Source organism: Streptomyces synnematoformans, from assembly GCF_039531005.1.
Classification (GTDB): domain Bacteria; phylum Actinomycetota; class Actinomycetes; order Streptomycetales; family Streptomycetaceae; genus Streptomyces; species Streptomyces synnematoformans.
Window position 1 is genome coordinate 1 of record NZ_BAAAPF010000029.1, and the last position, 18,039, is coordinate 18,039.

The window sequence follows — 18,039 nt, forward strand, 5'->3', positions numbered from 1 at the left end:
CACCGCCCGTTCTCGCCGGCCGCGGCGCTGCGGGCGGCAGCGTCGGCGCTCCCGCCCGCGGCGTTCGCGGCGTTCGTTTCGGACATGACCGGGAGCCTACGTGCTGCCGCCGCCATGTTCGAGTGGGCGACCACGGCCTGTGGACAACCCCCGCCATGTGGACAACTCCGGCTCCGCCGACGGCAGGCGGCAGGCGGCCGACGGCAGGCGACAGGCGACAGGCGACAGGCGACAGGCGACAGGCGGCCCGCTCGCTACGCGCCGCCCAGCTCCGCCTGGAACTCGATCTCCACCGGCGCGTCCAGCGGCAGCACCGTCACCCCCACCGCGCTGCGCGCATGCACGCCCGCCTCGCCCAGCACCTCGCCGAGCAGCTCGCTGGCCCCGTTGACCACACCCGGCTGCGCCGTGAAGCCCGGCGCCGACGCGACGAAGCCGACGACCTTCACCATCCGCACGACCCGGTCCAGGTCCCCGGCGACCGACTTGATCGCCGCCAGCCCGTTCAGCGCACACCGCGCCGCCAGTTCCCCGGCCGCCTCCGGCGTGACCTCCGCGCCGACCTTCCCGGTGACCGGCAGCGCCCCGTCGACCACCGGGAGCTGCCCGGCGGTGTACACGTACCGCCCGCTGAGCACGGCGGGCACGTACGACGCCAGCGGCCGCGCGACCTCGGGGAGGGTCAGCCCCAGCTCCGCGAGCCTGGCCTCGACCCGCCCCGCCATCAGCTCTTTTCCCGCTTCAGGTAGGCCACCAGCTGCTCGGTGTTCGGCCCCGGCACGACCTGCACCAGCTCCCAGCCGTCCTCGCCCCACTGGTCCAGGATCTGCTTGGTGGCGTGTACGAGCAGCGGCACGGTCGCGTATTCCCACTTCGTCATGGCCAGACTGTAGCCCGCCGCGGCTGGCCCCCGCTTGGGGCGGTCGGCGGAGGCGGTCTGCTGAGTCGCGCGCCGAGGAATTAGGCTCGCGGGCATGAGCGGGCTCCAAAGGCTGCACGTGGTGACGGGCAAGGGCGGGACCGGCAAGACGACCGTCGCCGCCGCCCTGGCGTTGGCCCTGGCCGCCGACGGCCGGCGCACGCTGCTCGTCGAGGTGGAGGGGCGGCAGGGCATCGCCCAGCTCTTCGAGACCGAGCCGCTGCCGTACGGCGAGCGGCGGATCGCCTCGGCGCCGGGCGGCGGCGACGTGTACGCGCTCGCCATCGACGCCGAACAGGCCCTCCTAGACTACCTCCAGATGTTCTACCGGATGGGCAGCGCCGGCCGCGCCCTCCGCCGCCTCGGCGCCATCGACTTCGTCACCACCATCGCCCCCGGCCTGCGCGACGTGCTGCTCACCGGCAAGGCGTGCGAGGCGGCCCGCCGGCAGGACAAGCACGGGCGGCACGCGTACGACGCGGTCGTCATGGACGCCCCGCCGACCGGCCGCATCACCCGCTTCCTGGGCGTCAACGCCGAGGTCGCCGGGCTGGCCAAGGCGGGGCCCATCCACAACCACGCCCGGTCGGTGATGCGGGTGCTGACCTCGGCCCGTACCGCCGTGCACCTCGTCACCGTCCTTGAGGACATGCCCGTGCAGGAGACCGTCGACGGCGTCGCCGAGCTGCGCGAGGCCGGGCTGCCGGTCGGCGCCGCCGTGGTCAACATGGTGCGGCCGGCCCTCATGGACGACGCCGAGCTGGCACGCGCCGAAGCCGACCCCGCCGCCCTCGCCGCCGCGCTGTCCGCCGCCGGGCTCGGCGGCGCGAGCCGGGGCGCGCGGGCGGAGCGGCTGGTCACGCCGCTGCTGCGGCAGGCGCACGAGCACACGGAGCGGCTGGCGCTGGAACGTACGCAGCGGGCGGCGCTGGCGCGGCTGGAGCTGCCGCAGTACGAGCTGCCGCTGCTCACCGACGGAGTGGATCTGGCCGGCCTCTACCGGCTGTCCGGCGAGCTGGGAAAGCAGTGGCCCCTATGAGCCTCGACACCGCGCCCCGGCTCGACGCCGACGCGCTCCTCGACGACCCGCAGACCCGCATCGTGGTCTGCTGCGGCGCCGGCGGCGTCGGCAAGACGACGACGGCCGCGGCCCTCGGCGTACGGGCCGCGGAGCGCGGCCGCCGCGTCGTCGTGCTCACCATCGACCCGGCGAAGCGGCTGGCGCAGTCCATGGGCATCGACGCCCTGGACAACAGCCCGCGGCGGGTCGCGGGCATCAAGGGGTCCGGCGAGCTGTACGCGATGATGCTCGACATGAAGCGCACCTTCGACGAGATCGTCGAAGCGCACGCGGACGCCGACCGGGCCCGCGCCATCCTGGAGAACCCGTTCTACCAGTCGCTGTCGGCCGGCTTCGCCGGCACGCAGGAGTACATGGCGATGGAGAAGCTGGGCCAGCTGCGGGCCCGGGACTCCTGGGACCTGATCGTCGTGGACACCCCGCCGAGCCGGTCCGCGCTGGACTTCCTGGACGCGCCGAAGCGGCTGGGGTCGTTCCTCGACGGGCGCTTCATCCGGATGCTGACCGCGCCGGCGAAGGCGGGCGGCCGGGCGGGGATGAAGTTCCTCAACGTCGGGATGTCGATGATGACCGGCACGCTCGGCAAGCTGCTGGGCTCGTCCCTGCTGCGCGACGTGCAGACGTTCGTCGCGGCGATGGACACGCTCTTCGGCGGCTTCCGTACGCGCGCGGAGGCGACGTACCGGCTGCTGCAGGCGCCGGGCACGGCCTTCCTGGTGGTGGCGACGCCGGAGCGGGACGCGCTGCGGGAAGCGGCCTACTTCGTCGAACGGCTGGAAGCGGACCGGATGCCCCTGGCCGGGCTGGTGCTCAACCGGGTGCACGAGAGCGACGCGGCGCAGCTGAGCGCGGAGCGCGCGCTGGCGGCGGCGGAGGCGCTGGACGAGTGGGGCGTGGACGACGCGGGCGCCGGCGCCGGGGACGCGGCGGCGCTGCTGCGGCTGCACGCGGAGCGGATGCAGGTCCTCGCGCACGAGCGCCGTACCCGGGACCGCTTCGCGGCCCTGCACCCGGAGGTGCCCGTGGCACAGGTCACGGCGCTGCCGGGGGATGTGCACGACCTCGCGGGGCTGCGGGACGTGGCCGAGCTGCTGGCGTCGCAGGAGGCTCCGGGCGCGTAGGGGGCCCGTGCGCACACGGCGGGGGCAGAGCCGTGGCGCGCAGCACGCGGGGGCGTTCGGCCCGTGGCGGCGGGCACAGGACGGGCTCGGGGGCAGGCTCACGGCAGGCGGCAGGGCGGGCTCAGGCGGGGCAGGCCCCGGAGCCCCCGGCTCAGCCTGCGGCGACCGGCAGTTCCTCCGCCGCGCGCAGGGCGTCCTCGTGCAGGGCGCCCTCGTGCAGCGGCGTCCCCGCGCGCTCGTACTCCTCGCGCGCCGTCTCCAGCAGTCTGCGCCACGACGTGACCGTCGGCCGGCGGCGCAGCAGGGCCCGCCGCTCGCGCTCCGTCATGCCACCCCATACGCCGAACTCGACGCGGTTGTCGAGCGCGTCGGCGAGGCACTCGGTGCGCACCGGGCATCCGGTGCAGACCGCCTTTGCTCTGTTCTGCGCCGCGCCCTGCACGAACAGCTCGTCCGGATCGGCAGTGCGGCAGGCTGCCTGTGCGCTCCAGTCGGTAACCCAGCTCATGCTGGTGCCGTCCTCTCCCGAATTGAGGCTCCCCCACGGCGGCAAAGGGCATATGCACCGTTGCCAGTTGAGGACGTTACGGAAGGAGTGCGGCAACGCAACACCCCCGTCAGGCCCAAAGTTGAATGGCCCGAACGGACTATGCGTGCGCGGCAGGTCACCCACCGGAGTGAGCGCTCCCGGCCAAGGAAAATCCCGCCAAAACGGGCAAGACGCCGACCTGCACACGGGCCTCGACCGTCACATGTCGTCAATTCGGTCAAGCCTCATCACCCACAGGAGTGAACCAGCGAGCGAGATGAACCGTGGCCTGTCGTGATGGCCGAAAACAGAGTAAGCGAACAGACGGGCGGCTGTCCGGGGAATCAGAAGTTAGGGTGGCCCCATGGCCTACAAGCGCCCGGGCGGCGGCCTCACCGCCACGCAGCAAGCCGCGAAGTTCCTCGGCGTCAGCGTCCTCGCCGGCACCGTTCTCGCGGGCCTCGCGCTGCCCGCCACCGGCCTGCTGGGCCTGACGGCCAAGGGCACGGTCTCCGAGTTCGACGACATCCCCGCGGACCTCAAGACCCCGCCGCTCAGCCAGAAGACCACCATCCTCGACCGCGAGGGCGGCCACCTCGCCGACGTCTACTCGCGCAACCGCACGGTCGTCGAGTTCGACGACATCGCACCGGTGATGCGACAGGCGATCGTCGCGATCGAGGACGAGCGGTTCTACGAGCACGGGGCCGTCGACCTCCAGGGCATCCTGCGCGCGCTCAGCAGCAACGCGCAGTCCGGCACGGTCTCCGAGGGCGCCTCCACCCTCACCCAGCAGTACGTGAAGAACGTCTTCGTCGAGGAGGCCGGCAACGACGCCGAGAAGGTCGCCGCGGCCACCCGGCAGACGGTCGGGCGCAAGATCCAGGAGCTGAAGTACGCGATACAGGTCGAGAAGGAGCTGACCAAGGACGAGATCCTGGAGAACTATCTGAACATCGCCTTCTTCGGCCAGCAGGCGTACGGCATCGAGGCCGCCGCCGAGCGCTACTTCAGCAAGTCCGCCGACAAGCTGGACCTCGCCGAGTCCGCGATGCTCGCCGGCCTCGTGCAGCTCCCGAGCCGGTACGACCCGATCACCGACCCGGAGGCCGCCAAGAAGCGCCGCAACACGGTCCTGCGGCGCATGGTCAGCAACGACTACGTCACGCGCGCCGAGGCCGCCAAGGCCATGGACAAGCCGCTGGGCCTCAAGGTCAGCCAGCCGCGCAGCGGCTGCATCACCGCCGTCAGCGGCGCCGGGTTCTTCTGCGACTACGTACGCGAAGTGCTGCTCAAGGACAAGGGCTTCGGCGAGACGCGGAAGCAGCGCGTCAAGCGCTGGAACCGCGGCGGCCTGACCATCCGCACCACGCTCGACCCGACGGCGCAGGAGTCCGCCAACGAGTCGATCAAGAGCCACGTCTACCAGGACGACACCGTCGCCACCGCCGTGACCGTCGTGGAGCCCGGCAGCGGCAAGATCCGCGCGATGGGGCAGTCCCGGCCGTACGGCTCGGGCAAGAACGAGACGATGATCAACCTGTCCGTGGAGAAGTCCATGAACGGGTCCAACTACGGCTTCCAGGTCGGCTCCACCTTCAAGCCGCTCACGGCCGCGGCGGCGCTGGAGAAGGGCGTGCCGAACACGAAGGTGTACCCGTCGCCGAACGAGATGCCGTACCCCAGCCCGGTGGAGACGTGCGAGGACGGCAAGAACTGGGTGAACACCGAGGGCTCCGACGTCGAGAACGAGACGGAGGAGGAGGTCGGCCCGTACAGCATGCGCGAGGCGACCGCCAAGTCCATCAACACCTACTTCGTCTCCCTCATCTCCGACATCGGCATCTGCCCGGTCAAGGAGCTGGCGCAGAGCATGGGCGTCCACCGCGGCGACGGCGGGGAGCTGGAGGAGTCCCCCTCGCTCACCCTCGGCGGCCAGACCATCGCACCGCTGGCGATGGCCAACGCCTACGCGACCTTCGCCAACCGCGGCGAGTACTGCAGCCCGATCGCCATCGAGTCCATGAAGGACGCCAAGGGCCGGAAGCTCCCGGTGCCGAAGTCGCAGTGCAAGCGCGTCATGTCCCAGAAGACGGCCGGCACGATCAACACCCTGCTGTCGGGCGTCGTCGAGGACGGCACCGGCCAGCAGGCGGGCCTGACGGGGCGGGACAACGCGGGCAAGACCGGTACGACGGACGAGCGGAAGGCCGCCTGGTTCGTGGGCTACACCTCGGACCTCGCCGGCGCCGTGTGGGTCGGCGGGCCCACGGACGACGTCTCCATGGAGAACATCCAGATCGGCCCCACGTACCACGCCCGCGTCTTCGGCGGCGCGGTCCCCGGCCCGATCTGGCGCGACGCGATGGACGGCGCCCTGGCCGGCAAGACGTCGCCGGCGCTGTTCAAGGTCCCGGTGGCGGCGGACCGCCCGAAGAAGGACGACGACGAGGACGAGGACGACGACGAGGACGACAAGCCGAGCAACCCGCTGGGCGGCCTCCTCGGCGGCGGCGGCAACGGCGGTGGCGGCGGCGGGAACAGCGGCGGTGGCAACGGCGGCGGCTCGCTGGACGGCGGCACGGCGGACGGCGGCCTGGACGGCGGCTGGACGGACGGCGGGAACGGCAACAGCGGCCCGGGAGGCTGGCCGGACGCCGGGTGAGGCGGGGGGCCCGGGGCCAGCCGGCTACGGGCCCAGGGACCATAGGCGTCCGCCGCCGGGGGCCGCGGCCCGTACGCGAGACACCGGAAGCCGCCCAGCAAGGCCGCGGGCGGGCCGCAACGCCCGGACCAGCCGGGACCGTCCCCGTGTCCCCCCCGCGTCAGCCCTCCGCGAGGGCCCGCTTGACGGCGGCGGCCACGCGCCCGCCCTCGGCCCGCCCGGCGACCCGGGGGTTCACGATCTTCATCACCGCGCCCATGGCCCGCGGGCCCTCGGCCCCGCCCGCCTTCGCCTCGGCGACGGCCTCAGCGACCAGCGCGGCCAGCTCCTCGTCGCCGAGCTGCTGCGGCAGGTAGGCCGCGAGCACCTCGCCCTCGGCCCGCTCCCGCTCCGCCGACTCCGCCCGCCCGGCCTGCTCGAAGGCGTCCGCGGCCTCGCGCCGCTTCTTGGCCTCGCGGGTGATCACCTTCTGCACCTCGTCGTCGGAGAGCTCACGGGCCTCTGCGCCCGCGACCTCCTCCTTCGTGATCGCGGTGAGCGTCATACGGAGGGTGGCGGCGCGCAGCTCGTCGCGGCCCTTGATGGCCGCCGTGAGGTCGTCCTGCAGCTTCGACTTGAGCGTGGTCATGGTCGGAGTCTCCCACGCCGCACCGACCGCCGGCCGACAGCGCGGGAGGCGGCCCCGGAAGACGCCGGCCCCGCGCCGCTCTGCGACGATAGAGGGATGCGCGCGCGATACGGAGTGCCCCTCGGTCTGGCCGCCCTCTCGGCCGGCGGCGTCGCCTACGCGGCGGTGATCGAGCCCCGCGCCTTCCGGGTCCGCCGTATCACCGTCCCCGTACTGCCGGAGGGCATGCACCCGCTGCGCGTCCTGCAGATCTCGGACATCCACATGGTCTCGGGCCAGGGGGCGAAGCGGCGCTGGCTGCAGTCGCTCGCGGGACTGCGGCCGGACCTGGTGGTGAACACGGGGGACAACCTCTCGGACCCCGACGCGGTGCCGGAGCTGCTCGACGCGCTGGGCCCGCTGATGGAGTTCCCGGGGACGTACGTCTTCGGCTCGAACGACTACTATGCCCCGACGTTCCGAAACCCCGGCCGCTACCTCATCGAGAAGGCCCGCGGCATCCACGGCCTCAACGGCCGCGACCGCCTCCGCCACAATGTGCCCCGCAACCCGTGGGAGAGCATCCGCGACGCCTTCGACGCCGCGGGCTGGGCGGGCCTGGACAACAGCCGCGGCCGGCTCAAGCTGGACAGCGGCGCGGTGCTGGGCCTGACCGGCCTGGACGACCCGCACATCAAGCACGACCGCTACACCGCGGTCGCCGGCGGCCCCGACCCGGACGCGGACTTCTCCCTCGCCCTGGTCCACGCCCCGTACCTCCGCGTCCTGGACGCCTTCACGGCCGACGGCTACCCCCTGATCCTCGCCGGCCACACCCACGGCGGCCAGCTCCGCATCCCCTTCTACGGCGCCCTGGTGACCAACTGCGACCTGGACACCGACCGCGTCCGCGGCCTCTCCACCCACACCGCCGGCCCCCACCGCGCCGCCCTCCACGTCTCCGCCGGCTGCGGCGCCAACCGCTACACCCCCTTCCGCTTCGCCTGCCCCCCGGAAGCCACGCTCCTCACCCTGACCCCCACCCCCGGAAACGAATTTCACCCGACCCGCCCGGGTGGGCTACAGTAGTGCTCGCAGTCACGGGGTGTGGCGCAGCTTGGCAGCGCGCTTCGTTCGGGACGAAGAGGTCGTGGGTTCAAATCCCGCCACCCCGACAGCAAAGCACCAGGTCAGGGGCTTGATCCGTTTGATGGATCGGGCCCCTGAGTAGTTCCTGGAAGCGTGCGCGGATCACTACTCGGGCCCGTCGACAAACATCCCAGCCTGGTGATGACCGGGGTCAGTACCTGAGAAGCCGCTGCTACACCGGCGCGCGGTCCGCGAGGATCTCCTGCAGTTCCGTCAGCGCCTTGCGCACGAGCCGCGGCAGTTGCTGCTCGCCTGTCCTGTCCGTCTTGCCTGGCTCGGCGGTGACCCAGTGGGCGTAGGCGACCTTGAAGGCCGCGATACCTGCCTCGGCAGCCAGGCCGGCGGCCGGCTCCGGCGTGCCGCGTTCGCGCAACGCGCCGGCCATCGCCGAGGCGAAGGCATCCAGCTTGACCAGCTCGCGTTCGCGCAGTTCGGTACTGGCGGAGACGAGCGCGTCCCGCCGCCGGACGCGCTCCGGGTCCTCCTGGAAGAAGGCCCCGAAGGACTCCAGTGCTGCCCCCACCGCGTCGATCGGGGACGCCGAGGCCGGTGCCTCCGCAATGGTCCGGGTGAGCATGGTCAGCGCCGTCTCGGTTCCGTAGAACAGCACCTCGCGTTTGTCTGCGAAGTGCCGGAAGAAGGTCCGCTCGGTCAGCCCCGCCACCTCGGCGATCTCGGTGACCGTGGTCCTGTCGAAACCCTGCTCCGCGTAGAGCTTCAGGGCCGCCTCTGCCAGCCGTCCTCGTGCGTTCGGCTCCCACCTACCCATGGGGTTGATCCTACGTGATGACAGTCCCTGTCATCGTCCTGCTACACTGATGACAGTTACTGACATCACGGAGGTTTCCATGAGGGTATTCGTCACCGGCGCGTCCGGCTGGGTCGGCTCAGCCGTCGTTCCTGAACTCCTGGGCGCCGGGCACCAGGTCCTCGGGCTCGCCCGATCCGACTCCTCGGCCGAGGCCGTCGCCGCCCGGGGGGCGGAGGTCCTCCGGGGCGGACTCGACGACCTGGACACCCTGCGCGCCGGCGCGGCCGAGTGCGACGGGATCGTCCACCTGGCATTCGGCCACGACTTCTCCCGGTTCGACGCCTCGGTGCAGACCGATGCGCGCGCCATCGGGGCCTTCGGTGCGGCGCTGGAGGGCTCCGGCAAGCCACTGGTCGTCGCCGCTGGTACGCCCGCGATCCCGGGTGAGGTGGCGACCGAGCACGACCGTCCCGAGTTCCCGCCCGACTCCCCCATGGCTGGCCGGGCCGCGAACGCCCGGGCGGCTCTCGACCTGGCGTCGCGTGGCATCCGCTCGTCCGTCGTGGGACTGCCCCGGACCGTGCACGGCGAAGGAGACCGGGGCTTCGTCTCCTGGCTGGTCGCCCACGCCCGGGAGTACGGGGCGGCAGGCTATGTCGGCGACGGCTCCAACCGCTGGCCCGCCGTGCATGTGGCGGACGCCGGCCGGCTGTTCCGGCTCGCCGTGGAGCAGGCACCGGCAGGGTCGATGTTGCACGCGGTCGGCGACGAGGGGGTGCCGATCCGCGACATCGCCGAGGTCATCGGTCGTCACCTCGGCCTGCCCACGGCCTCCCGCCCGGCCGAGGACTTCGGCTTCCTGGGCACGGTCCTCTCCGCCGACCAGCCGGCCTCCGGTGCGCTGACCCGCGAACTGCTCGGCTGGCACCCCGGCGGCCCCAGCCTCCTGGAAGACCTGGACAAGGGCCACTACTTCACCCCCGGGGGCGGGTGAACCGGCCGGTCCCTCGTGGTGTCGCCGGTCATGCGTGTTCCGCCCGTATGCTGGGGATACGGAGCGATGGCGCGTCTCGGCGAAGGGGAACCGCGTGGCGGACGTCTTCATCTCCTACGCGGCGGAGGACCGCGCGTGGACCGGGGAACTGGCGGCGGGGCTCCGGCGCAACGGGGTGCGGGTCTTTTTCGACGAATGCAGCCTGCTGCCCGGCGATGTCGTCGTCCATCAGCTGGAAGCGGCCATCCGCTGCTCCACGCACGGAATCCAGGTGCTCAGCCCGGTGTCCATGCGCAAGCCCTGGGTGCTGCAGGAGTACGCGGCGCTGCTGGACGCCTCGACGCGGCGCGGCCTGCGGCTCATCCCCGTACTCCACAGCGACGTCGACATCGGCGAACTGCCGTTCGCGGCCACCCGCTTATGGGTCGACTTCCGGGACGTCACCGGGGCGGCTTTCCACGGCAAGGTGAGCGAGCTGGCCCGGGTGATCCTCGGCGAAGAGCCCACCGGGAACGGCGAGTCGGAGGCGCTGGATCTCCGTGACCTGCCCGCCCGTTCGCCCGACCCGCCGGCGGAGCCCTCCTTCGTGGTCTGCTACGCGCGTCAGGAGAGGGACTACGCGCGCCGGCTGCTGAGCACGCTTTCGCGGGCGGGCCTTCCCGTGTGGTCCATCGGCCATCTGGCGTGGGGCGACGACGTGCTGAGGACGATTCGCACGCAGATCCGGCACGCGCTGGGCATCATCGTTCTGATGTCTCCGGAGGCGGAGGGCTCCGAGGACGTCACCCGGGAAATCCTGGAGGGGCAGCGGCACAGCCGCCCCTTCTTTCCCATTCTGGTCCGGGGCGACCGGCACTTTCTGCTGGGGAGTACGTGGCATTTCGACGCCCGTACGGGCTCGCTGCCCGGGTACGTCGAACTCGACCTGCTACGCCGACTCCAGGACGCCGGCGCGCCGTCCCCCGCGCCGGACCAGCCGGTGGCGCGGGCGGGGCGGACCGGCGTGTCTGCTGCTGTGTCTCCCGTGCCGGCTGCCGTCCGGACCGCCGCGCCGGCTCCGGCGGCCGGCCTCCTGCCCGGCGCCCCCGCCGGGGTGCGGCTCGGTGCGCTGCTGGCCGAGGGGGAGTGGGAGCACGCCGACGTGCTCACCACCGCCCTGCTGCTGCGGGCCGTCGACCGGTTGGAGAGCGGCTGGCTGCGGCGCGGCGACGGGCGCCGGCTGCCCGCCGGGCTGCTGCGCGAGGTGGACGCCGCCTGGGCGGAGTCCTCGGGCGGCAGGTACGGGTTTCGGGCGCAGCGGGAAAGGGCACGTCCCGCGAGTGCGCGTCACCGCGATTTCCTGGCACTCTCCGTGGCGTACGGCTGGCGTGGTTCGGTGGAGGACGCCGTCTCGGAATACCGTGCGTTCACCGGTACGGACCGGCCTCCCGGGTTCTTTCCCACGCTTCGTAACCCGCAGAACGAACGCTACCCGGACTGGTACGACCAGTGGACCGAAACCGTGCTTGCCGTGCACCTACGGTTGCGAACGGAGGGCGGAGCAGCATGATTAGCGTATTACTCGTAGGACTTCTCATCGTGGTCGTGCTCTTCCTCGGCCTCTTCGCCCTGGAACGGCTCCAGCGGCGAGCCGACTCCGTCCCCAAGTCCCGGTCGGATGCTCCGGCGCCGTCCCGGCCCCCGCGCACCGGGGGCCCGGGGATCAGCTTCGGCGTGCATGTGGTGCCCGCGGGCAAGGTGGGCATCGTCACGCGCCGCTTCGGCCGCGGCGACCCGGAGCGGCGGTTCAAGAACGTCACGCCGCACCGGGACGGCCGCGGCGTACAGGCGCGCGTGCTGGTCCCGGGACGTGCCTACTGGCTTCCTCCCCTGCTGTACCGGGTGAGGCTGGTGCCGCGGACGTACGTGCCGGCGGACAAGGTCGGGCTCGTGACGGCGCGCGAGGGCGCCAGGCGGCCCGCGGGGCGGACGCTGGGCCGGCGGGTGGAGTGCGACTGCTTCCAGGACGGCGAGACCTTCCTCCGCGAGGGCGGCGAGCAGGGCAGGCAGATCGCCGTTCTCCCGGGTGACTCCGCGTACTACATCAACACGGAGCTTTTCGAGGTCGAGTTGGCGCCCCGTACCTATGTGGAGCCGGGGACCGTGGCTCTCGTCATCGCGAAGGATGGGAAGGTACGGCCGCCGGACCGGCCGTTCGGCCGGCACGTGGAGTGCGACAACTTCCAGGACGGCGAGGCCTTTCTCCGCGGCGGCGGCGAACAGGGCAGGCAACTGGCCATCCTCACCGGCGGGTCGTACTACAACATCAACCCGGACCTCTTCGAGGTGATCAGCACCGCCACCGTGGGGAAAGCGCGGGAGGACGGGCTCACCGTGGATCATCTGAAGGAGATCGCCATTCGGATCGGCGAGACCGGCGTGGTGGTCACCCTGGACGGGGCGGAGGCCAGGAAGGACGAGCGGCCCATCGGGCCGGTCATCCCGGGCCACAGCAGTTTCCGGCTGCCCTGGGAGTTCCTCGCGAGAGGCGGGCAGCGGGGCGTGCAGGAGGAGACCCTGGGCGAGGGTTCCGTCTACGCCCTGAACCCCTGGTTCGTGCGCGTCGTGCTCATTCCCACGCGCACGCTCGTGATCGAGTGGACGAAGAAGGAGCGCTCGTCGAGCAACTACGACGCCGCCCTGAAGCCCATCATGGTGAACGTCCAGGGGCACCGGCTCCAGGTCGACATCTCGCAGACCCTGGAGATCCCGGAGCCGGCCGCTCCCGCGCTGGTCAGCCGGTTCGGCGGGGCCCACACCTCGCGCCTGGGCGGCCTGGTGGACGACCCGCTTCCGGTGCAGCGGTTCGTGGAACGGGTGCTGGGCGGACTGGTCGAGACGTATTTCAACGCCATCGCCTCGGCCTCCACGGTCGAGGAGTTCCTCAGCATGTACGCGAGTACGCGGACGGATGTCTCCTCCCAGGTACGCAACGCGCTCGCCGCCTGGGGAATCGAGGCGCGGGGAACGACGCTGGGTGAGTTCGAGTCCTCCGACCCCGAACTCGACAAGGCCCGGCGGCGGCTCGCCGACAAGCAGATGGAAACCCGCGAACTGGAGGCGGAGGAGGAGAACTCGGTCATCCGGGAACGCATCCGCGACCGCGAACGGCGCGGCGAGCGGGCGGATCTGGAACTGGAGACGGTGGTGCTGGAGCGGAAGATCGAGGTGCTCGGTCGGGACACCATCGCCATGGAGATCTTCCTGCGTCAGCTCAAGGAGATGGGCGTGCCGGAATTCGTGAGCGGAAACGCGGACGAGGTGCTGCGCCATCTTCCGCTGCAACGCGCCCTCGCACTGGTCGAGAGCGCCCAGCGGCACGCCGGAAAGGGGAAGCTAGCGAAGGGCGCCGAGCCCGCGAAAGGCATCGGGGCCGGCATCGAATCCCTGGGGGTCGCGGACGAGTGGGACGTCGGTGACGCCGAGGGGGACGGCGGGTCAGGCGTTTCGTAACGCCCGGACCGTCTGCTCCAGTCTGCGCCCGTAGGTGTCGTCGTCCACGTCGCGGAAATCCGCGCTGAACCGCGTGCGCGCGAATTCGGGCAGGACGACGTCACCGACCAGAACGGGGATGAACAACCTGCCAGATTCGATCGAGCGTTCCATCAGGGCGGCGTACTCCTGGAGCACCCACCCGTCGTCCGTCGAGTGCGGGCTGAAGACCAGCAGCCCGTGGGCGGAGTCGCGGATGACCTGCTCGACGGCGTGCACCCGTACTCCGCCGGGCGCGCACACCACCTCGTCGTCGGCCACGCGCAGCCCGCTCGCGCGCAGCCGGCCGGCGAAGGTGCGCGCCCAGTCGGCGTCGGCGGGGCCGTGGGACACGTAGACGTCGTACGCCGCGGAGCCGCCCGCGGGGGCCGGCTCCCGGTCGTGGGCGCCGGCTCGGGCGGGGGGCGGCGGGCGGCGGCGGGCGGAGCGGCCGCGTACGGAGACGTAGGCGAAGTACGTGCCGACGACACCGGCCAGGGTGCCCACCGCGGTGAGGACGAACTCCGCCATGCCCATCCCAGCAGGCTAGCCGCCGTCTGCCGGTGCCGCACGGCACCGTTTAGGGTGGCGGGTCACGTCGGGGGACGGAGCCGCGGGGCTGCGGGGGCCGTGGGGCTGCAGGGCTGTGGGGGGGGTTGGATGGCGGAGGCGCGGCAGGAGTGGCTACGGGTTCCGGTGGGGGACGGGGCCCGGCGGTGGGCCTCCCGGGGGCGGTGCCGGCGCGTGCTGTTCGTCGTGCACAACGTCACGTCCGCCACCCGGCTGCTGGACGTGAAGCCGCTGTTCGACGACGACCTGCGGGTGCAGATGCTCGCGACGTGCACGGGGTCCTCGCCGTTCCAGGGCGGGGTCGGCGAGCTGCTGGGGGCGGTGGGGGTGCCGGTGCTGCCCTGGGAGCAGGCGGTTCGTACGCCCGCGGACCTGGCCGTCTCCGCAAGCCTGGGTGGTCAAATAAGCGCCTTGCGGAGCAGATTGGCCGTTTTGTCCCATGGGGTGGGATACACTAAGAGGCTCAGGTCGCCGGTCGCCGGTCGCCGGTCGCCGGTCGCCGGACGCCGGACGCCGGGCACCCGTCTTCGGGCTGACCCCCGAGTGGCTGCTCGACGCGGACGGGCGGCCCGTGGCCGACGCGTTGGTGCTGTCGCACCCCGAGCAGGTGGAACGCCTGCGGGAGTCGTGCCCCGAGGCGGCGGGGACCGCCGTGCTCGCCGGGGATCCGTGTTTCGACCGGATGCTCGCCGCCCGCGGGCACCGGCACCGGTTCCGGCGGGCGCTGGGGGTGCGCCGCGGGCAGCGGCTCGTCGTGGTGTCCGCCACGTGGAACCCGGAGGGGCTGTTCGGCGACGGCGGGGCGGGCGACGTGCTGACGGCGCTGCTGCCGCGGCTGACGGGCGAGTTGCCGGCCGACGAGTACCGGGTGGCGGCCGTCCTGCACCCCAACATCTGGCAGGGGCACGGCCCCGGGCAGGTGCGCGCGTGGCTCGACGGGGCGCGGCGCGGCGGGCTGGCGCTCGTCGACCCGCTGGGCGCGTGGCGGCAGGCGCTCGTCGCGGCGGACGCGGTCATCGGCGACCACGGGGCCGTCACGTACTACGCCGCGGCCCTCGGCGTGCCGGTGGCGCTGGCGGCGGCACCGGTCGAACATGTCGACCCGCGGGCCCCGCTGGCCGGCTTCCTCGCCGAGTCGCCCCGGCTGGACCCGTTCGCGCCGCTGCCCGCGCAGCTCGACACGCTGCTGGCCGGTCACCGCCCGCAGCCCGGCCCTGCACGGTTCACCACGTCGCTGCCGGGCGAGTCGGCGGGGCGGCTGCGCACGCTGTTCTACGAGTTCCTGGGGCTGCCCGAGCCGGACCGGCCGGCGCTGCTCGAACCGCTGCCGCTGCCCGCGTACGAACCGGTCGCCCGCAGCGCGCCGATGCGGGTGCTCACCCGGCTGCGCGACGGGGCCGTCGTGCTGCGGCGCTGGGCCGACCCCGCGTACGAGCCCGCCGGCGACGGCGCCGTGCACACCGCCGTACCCGAGGACACCCGCGACCCCGGCCGCCTCGACCTCGCCGACGTGATCCTCCGCCACGGCGCACCCGACGACCCCCGCTTCGGCTCGCCCGCCGCCTGGTGCGCGGAGACCCTGCGGCGGTACGCGCACTGCGCCCTCGCCGCGTACGTCACCGGCCCCGGCGACTGCACCGTCCGCACCCGCGGCGGCGACGCGCTCGCGCTCACCGCCGCCCCGGGGGCCGCCGACGCCGACCCCGCGGCGTACGCCTCCGCCGTGCACGCCTGGGTGGCGGCGGGGCGGACCGCGGACGCCCTCGCCGGGCACGGCCTGACGGTCCGTACGGGCACGAGCGAACACCGCGTGGCCGTCACCCGGCTCACGGGGTGACGCAGCGCGCCCGTACGGAGCGGGCGTAGGCCAGCGGGTACGCGGCCGTCTGCGCCTCCAGCAGCGCTATCGCCTCGTCGATCAGCGGCAGGGCTGCGGCGGGCGCGCCGGCCAGCTCGTGGGCTTCGGCGAGGTCGGTCAGGGCGCGGGCGCGGTTGTAGTCGTCCCCGATGTCCTGGAACGCCGCCACGGCGGTGTCCAGCAGGGCGATCGCCTCCTCGAACCGGCCCTCGACGCGCAGCGCACGGCCCCGGTGGCGCACGACCAGCGGCCGGGCACGGGGCAGATCGGCGTGTCCGTCGTCGCCGGGGGCGATGGTCCCGTACAGCGCGTCCGCCTCATCGAAGAAGGCGAGCGCCTCCCGTCCCGCCCACTGCCGCAGCCGCAGCAGGCCCAGCGCCTCGACCACCGAGGCGTGTCCGCGTATGTGGCCCGCCGTCCGCTCGTCCTCGGCCGCGGCCCGGAAGCCGGCTTCGGCCTCCTCGTGTTCGCCCAGCTCCGTCAGGCTCATGGCCAGCTGGAAGCGCAGCGCCGCGCGGTCGCGGAGGGCGGGGGCGGCGCCCGGGTCGTAGGCCGTCGCGGTGAGGCGGAGGGCCGCGCGGAGCGCGGGGACGGCCTCGGCGTGCCGACCGGCCTTGAGCTGCAGCGGCCAGAGGGAGCGCGCCAGGCGCACGGCCGCGGCACGGTCCCCGGCGTCCACGGCGGCCTGCACGGCCTCGGCGAGGTTCGCCGTTTCCCGCACCAGGGTGCCGAGGGCCTCGGCGGGGTCCGCGTACGGGCCGGGTGCGGCCGGCGCCGGTACGCGCCAACTCTGCGGCAGCGCCCGGTGCGCGGCGCGTTCCGCGAGGTCCGCGTAGCCCCGTACGACCCGGGCGACCGACTCCGCGCACGCCCGCGGGCCGTCCTCCTGCCGGGCCAGCAGCTCGGCATGGCGGCGCACCGCGGGGCGGAACCGGTAGCGGTCGGAGCGGTCGGGGCCGGCGGGTTCCAGCAGGCCGCGGTCGGTGAGCACGCCGAGCAGCGCCGCGGCGGGTGCCGGATCCGCGTCCGGGTCCCCGTCCGGCCGCGTCGCCCAGGCGGCGGTCCCGGCGTCGACGTGGGGCCAGTCCCGTAGGGCCAGCAGCCGGTACAGCCGGGCGGCGTCCGCGTCGAGCGCGCGGTAGGCGGACTCGGTCAGGGCGGTGACGGGCTCGGCGCCCGGGGCGCCGGGTCCGGGGGCGGCGTGCGCGGACCGCAGCGGCGCGGACAGCAGCGGCGCGGCCGTACGCAGCGCGTACGGCGAGCCGGCGCAGCGCCCCAGCAGGTCCTTCGCCGCCTCCGGCGCCGCGGCCACGGCCTCGGGGCCGGCGAAGTGCGTGAGCAGCCGCCGCGCGTCCCGCGACGCCAGCGGCCCCAGCGCCACGGGCACGGCGTCCAGCCCCGGCAGCGGATGACGGGCCGTGACGAGCGTGAGCACCCCGGGCGCGGAGGTCAGCAGCGGCCGTACCTGAGCGGCGGAGTAGGCGTGGTCGAGGACGACCAGCAGCCGCAGGTCGGCGACGAGCCGCCGCCACCGGGCCGTGCGGTCGTCCACCGCGTGCGGGATGTCCCCTTCCGGCAGGCCCAGTTCGCGCAGGACGCGGCCGGCCAGCGCGGCGGGGGTGAGGGCGCTCTGCGACGACCAGCCGTGCAGGTCGACGTGCACCTGCCCGTCGGGGAAGTCCTCGGCGCGTCTGCCGCCGAAGTACAGGGCGGTGGCCGACGTGCCGATACCCTCCGGCCCGTAGAGCAGAGCCACCCGCGGACGGCCGTCGAACCTGCGGTCCGCCTCGCGGTCCAGCAGCCGTAACGCCGCTCGGCGGTCGGTGAAGTGCCGCGAGGCGGCGGGCAGCCGCGGCGTCCCGGCGGGGCGGGCGCCGGCCGGGAGCGTCGCGGCGAACCGCTCCCACATGCGGGCGAGTTCGGGATCGCGCTCGGCGCCCTCCCGCAGCAGCGCGGCCACGTGCTCCAGCTCGGCGGCCCGCCGCGGGGCCGGCACCGCGCGCCCGGTGATCCGGCGAACCAACGCCCCCGCCGTCTCCCACGCCGACCGGCCCGCCTCGTTGGCCATCCCCATGCCGACCGCGCCGAGCGCCGCCCCGGAGATCGCGGCGAACGACACCGGATCCGTCATCACACACCCCTCCCCTGCCACTGCACCGTAGCGCGTTGGTACGACTCCGAAGAGTAACGCGGGAGAATGACATCGGAGGCTGAGGCTACGGTGACGGCAGAGCAGGGAAGGTACTACCGCCCGGGGGTTGACATAGGCAGCGATACGGAAAATA

15 protein-coding genes and 1 tRNA gene are annotated in these 18,039 nt (G+C 73.2%); 9 read left to right on the top strand and 7 right to left on the bottom strand.

Annotated elements, in window-relative coordinates; genetic code table 11:
* Window positions 1-254 precede the first annotated feature (254 nt).
* Window positions 255-725 (bottom strand): RidA family protein, encoded by a 471-nt coding sequence (locus ABD317_RS08055; RefSeq protein ID WP_344289093.1) that lies wholly within the window; start codon window positions 723-725, stop codon window positions 255-257.
* Entirely contained in the window at window positions 725-880 is a 156-nt protein-coding gene (gene sp36 / locus ABD317_RS08060) for a Sp36 family protein (protein WP_106963055.1), read from the bottom strand. Before sp36 ends, ABD317_RS08055 begins: the two co-directional genes overlap by 1 nt.
* 94 nt (window positions 881-974) lie before the next feature.
* Here sp36 and bagA point away from each other — a divergent pair, with 94 nt between their 5' ends.
* Window positions 975-1,958 (top strand): ATPase BagA, encoded by a 984-nt coding sequence (bagA, locus tag ABD317_RS08065; protein ID WP_344289094.1) that lies wholly within the window; start codon window positions 975-977, stop codon window positions 1,956-1,958.
* On the top strand, window positions 1,955-3,121 hold the full coding sequence (gene bagB / locus ABD317_RS08070) for an ATPase BagB (protein WP_344289096.1): 1,167 nt from the start codon (window positions 1,955-1,957) through the stop codon (window positions 3,119-3,121). The genes bagA and bagB overlap by 4 nt, the downstream gene beginning before the upstream one ends.
* Before the next feature lie 151 nt (window positions 3,122-3,272).
* Here bagB and ABD317_RS08075 read toward each other — a convergent pair whose 3' ends face one another.
* A complete protein-coding gene (locus tag ABD317_RS08075; protein ID WP_027753002.1) occupies window positions 3,273-3,629 on the bottom strand; it encodes a WhiB family transcriptional regulator in 357 nt (118 codons plus the stop codon).
* Between the two features lie 385 nt (window positions 3,630-4,014).
* Between ABD317_RS08075 and ABD317_RS08080 the strand changes: the two genes are divergently transcribed.
* Window positions 4,015-6,315, top strand: a complete 2,301-nt coding sequence (locus ABD317_RS08080) for a transglycosylase domain-containing protein (RefSeq protein WP_344289097.1) — start codon at window positions 4,015-4,017, stop codon at window positions 6,313-6,315.
* A 160-nt stretch (window positions 6,316-6,475) separates the two neighbouring features.
* On the opposite strand, the gene ABD317_RS08085 is transcribed toward ABD317_RS08080, so the two are convergent.
* Window positions 6,476-6,943 (bottom strand): GatB/YqeY domain-containing protein, encoded by a 468-nt coding sequence (locus tag ABD317_RS08085; RefSeq protein ID WP_344289098.1) that lies wholly within the window; start codon window positions 6,941-6,943, stop codon window positions 6,476-6,478.
* A 96-nt stretch (window positions 6,944-7,039) separates the two neighbouring features.
* On the opposite strand from ABD317_RS08085, the gene ABD317_RS08090 reads away from it, so the two are divergent.
* Together ABD317_RS08090 and ABD317_RS08095 are read left to right on the top strand one after the other, a co-directional pair.
* On the top strand, window positions 7,040-8,011 hold the full coding sequence (locus ABD317_RS08090) for a metallophosphoesterase (RefSeq protein ID WP_344289099.1): 972 nt from the start codon (window positions 7,040-7,042) through the stop codon (window positions 8,009-8,011).
* 12 nt (window positions 8,012-8,023) lie between these two features.
* Window positions 8,024-8,097 (top strand) — tRNA-Pro (locus tag ABD317_RS08095).
* 146 nt (window positions 8,098-8,243) lie between these two features.
* Here the strand turns inward: ABD317_RS08095 and ABD317_RS08100 are convergent.
* Window positions 8,244-8,840 carry a TetR family transcriptional regulator gene (locus tag ABD317_RS08100; protein WP_344289101.1) on the bottom strand — a complete coding sequence of 199 codons (597 nt, stop codon included), beginning with the start codon at window positions 8,838-8,840 and terminating at the stop codon, window positions 8,244-8,246.
* 79 nt (window positions 8,841-8,919) lie between these two features.
* Between ABD317_RS08100 and ABD317_RS08105 the strand changes: the two genes are divergently transcribed.
* From ABD317_RS08105 to ABD317_RS08115, 3 genes are all read left to right on the top strand, one after another.
* Complete coding sequence (locus ABD317_RS08105) at window positions 8,920-9,816, top strand: SDR family oxidoreductase (RefSeq protein ID WP_344289102.1); 897 nt, start codon at window positions 8,920-8,922, stop codon at window positions 9,814-9,816.
* 94 nt (window positions 9,817-9,910) lie between these two features.
* Window positions 9,911-11,365, top strand: coding sequence for a TIR domain-containing protein (locus ABD317_RS08110; protein WP_344289103.1), 1,455 nt, complete (start codon window positions 9,911-9,913; stop codon window positions 11,363-11,365).
* Window positions 11,362-13,308, top strand: a complete 1,947-nt coding sequence (locus ABD317_RS08115) for an SPFH domain-containing protein (RefSeq protein WP_344289104.1) — start codon at window positions 11,362-11,364, stop codon at window positions 13,306-13,308. The genes ABD317_RS08110 and ABD317_RS08115 overlap by 4 nt, the downstream gene beginning before the upstream one ends.
* Here the strand turns inward: ABD317_RS08115 and ABD317_RS08120 are convergent.
* Entirely contained in the window at window positions 13,294-13,863 is a 570-nt protein-coding gene (locus ABD317_RS08120) for a toll/interleukin-1 receptor domain-containing protein (RefSeq protein ID WP_344289105.1), read from the bottom strand. The genes ABD317_RS08115 and ABD317_RS08120 overlap by 15 nt on opposite strands.
* A 604-nt stretch (window positions 13,864-14,467) precedes the next feature.
* Here ABD317_RS08120 and ABD317_RS08125 point away from each other — a divergent pair.
* Window positions 14,468-15,733, top strand: a complete 1,266-nt coding sequence (locus ABD317_RS08125) for a hypothetical protein (RefSeq protein WP_344289106.1) — start codon at window positions 14,468-14,470, stop codon at window positions 15,731-15,733.
* On the opposite strand, the gene ABD317_RS08130 is transcribed toward ABD317_RS08125, so the two are convergent.
* On the bottom strand, window positions 15,723-17,885 hold the full coding sequence (locus tag ABD317_RS08130) for a tetratricopeptide repeat protein (RefSeq protein WP_344289107.1): 2,163 nt from the start codon (window positions 17,883-17,885) through the stop codon (window positions 15,723-15,725). The genes ABD317_RS08125 and ABD317_RS08130 overlap by 11 nt on opposite strands.
* Window positions 17,886-18,039 lie beyond the last annotated feature (154 nt).

Excerpts from the sequence above, each read along its gene's own strand:
- sp36 (WP_106963055.1), bottom strand. The coding sequence starts at position 880 with ATGACGAAGTGGGAATACGCGACCGTGCCGCTGCTCGTACACGCCACC.
- ABD317_RS08130 (WP_344289107.1), bottom strand. The coding sequence starts at position 17,885 with ATGACGGATCCGGTGTCGTTCGCCGCGATCTCCGGGGCGGCGCTCGGC.
- ABD317_RS08080 (WP_344289097.1), top strand. The coding sequence starts at position 4,015 with ATGGCCTACAAGCGCCCGGGCGGCGGCCTCACCGCCACGCAGCAAGCC.
- bagB (WP_344289096.1), top strand. The coding sequence starts at position 1,955 with ATGAGCCTCGACACCGCGCCCCGGCTCGACGCCGACGCGCTCCTCGAC.
- ABD317_RS08120 (WP_344289105.1), bottom strand. The coding sequence starts at position 13,863 with ATGGGCATGGCGGAGTTCGTCCTCACCGCGGTGGGCACCCTGGCCGGT.
- ABD317_RS08090 (WP_344289099.1), top strand. The coding sequence starts at position 7,040 with ATGCGCGCGCGATACGGAGTGCCCCTCGGTCTGGCCGCCCTCTCGGCC.
- ABD317_RS08115 (WP_344289104.1), top strand. The coding sequence starts at position 11,362 with ATGATTAGCGTATTACTCGTAGGACTTCTCATCGTGGTCGTGCTCTTC.
- ABD317_RS08055 (WP_344289093.1), bottom strand. The coding sequence starts at position 725 with ATGGCGGGGCGGGTCGAGGCCAGGCTCGCGGAGCTGGGGCTGACCCTC.
- ABD317_RS08105 (WP_344289102.1), top strand. The coding sequence starts at position 8,920 with ATGAGGGTATTCGTCACCGGCGCGTCCGGCTGGGTCGGCTCAGCCGTC.
- bagA (WP_344289094.1), top strand. The coding sequence starts at position 975 with ATGAGCGGGCTCCAAAGGCTGCACGTGGTGACGGGCAAGGGCGGGACC.
- ABD317_RS08085 (WP_344289098.1), bottom strand. The coding sequence starts at position 6,943 with ATGACCACGCTCAAGTCGAAGCTGCAGGACGACCTCACGGCGGCCATC.
- ABD317_RS08075 (WP_027753002.1), bottom strand. The coding sequence starts at position 3,629 with ATGAGCTGGGTTACCGACTGGAGCGCACAGGCAGCCTGCCGCACTGCC.
- ABD317_RS08100 (WP_344289101.1), bottom strand. The coding sequence starts at position 8,840 with ATGGGTAGGTGGGAGCCGAACGCACGAGGACGGCTGGCAGAGGCGGCC.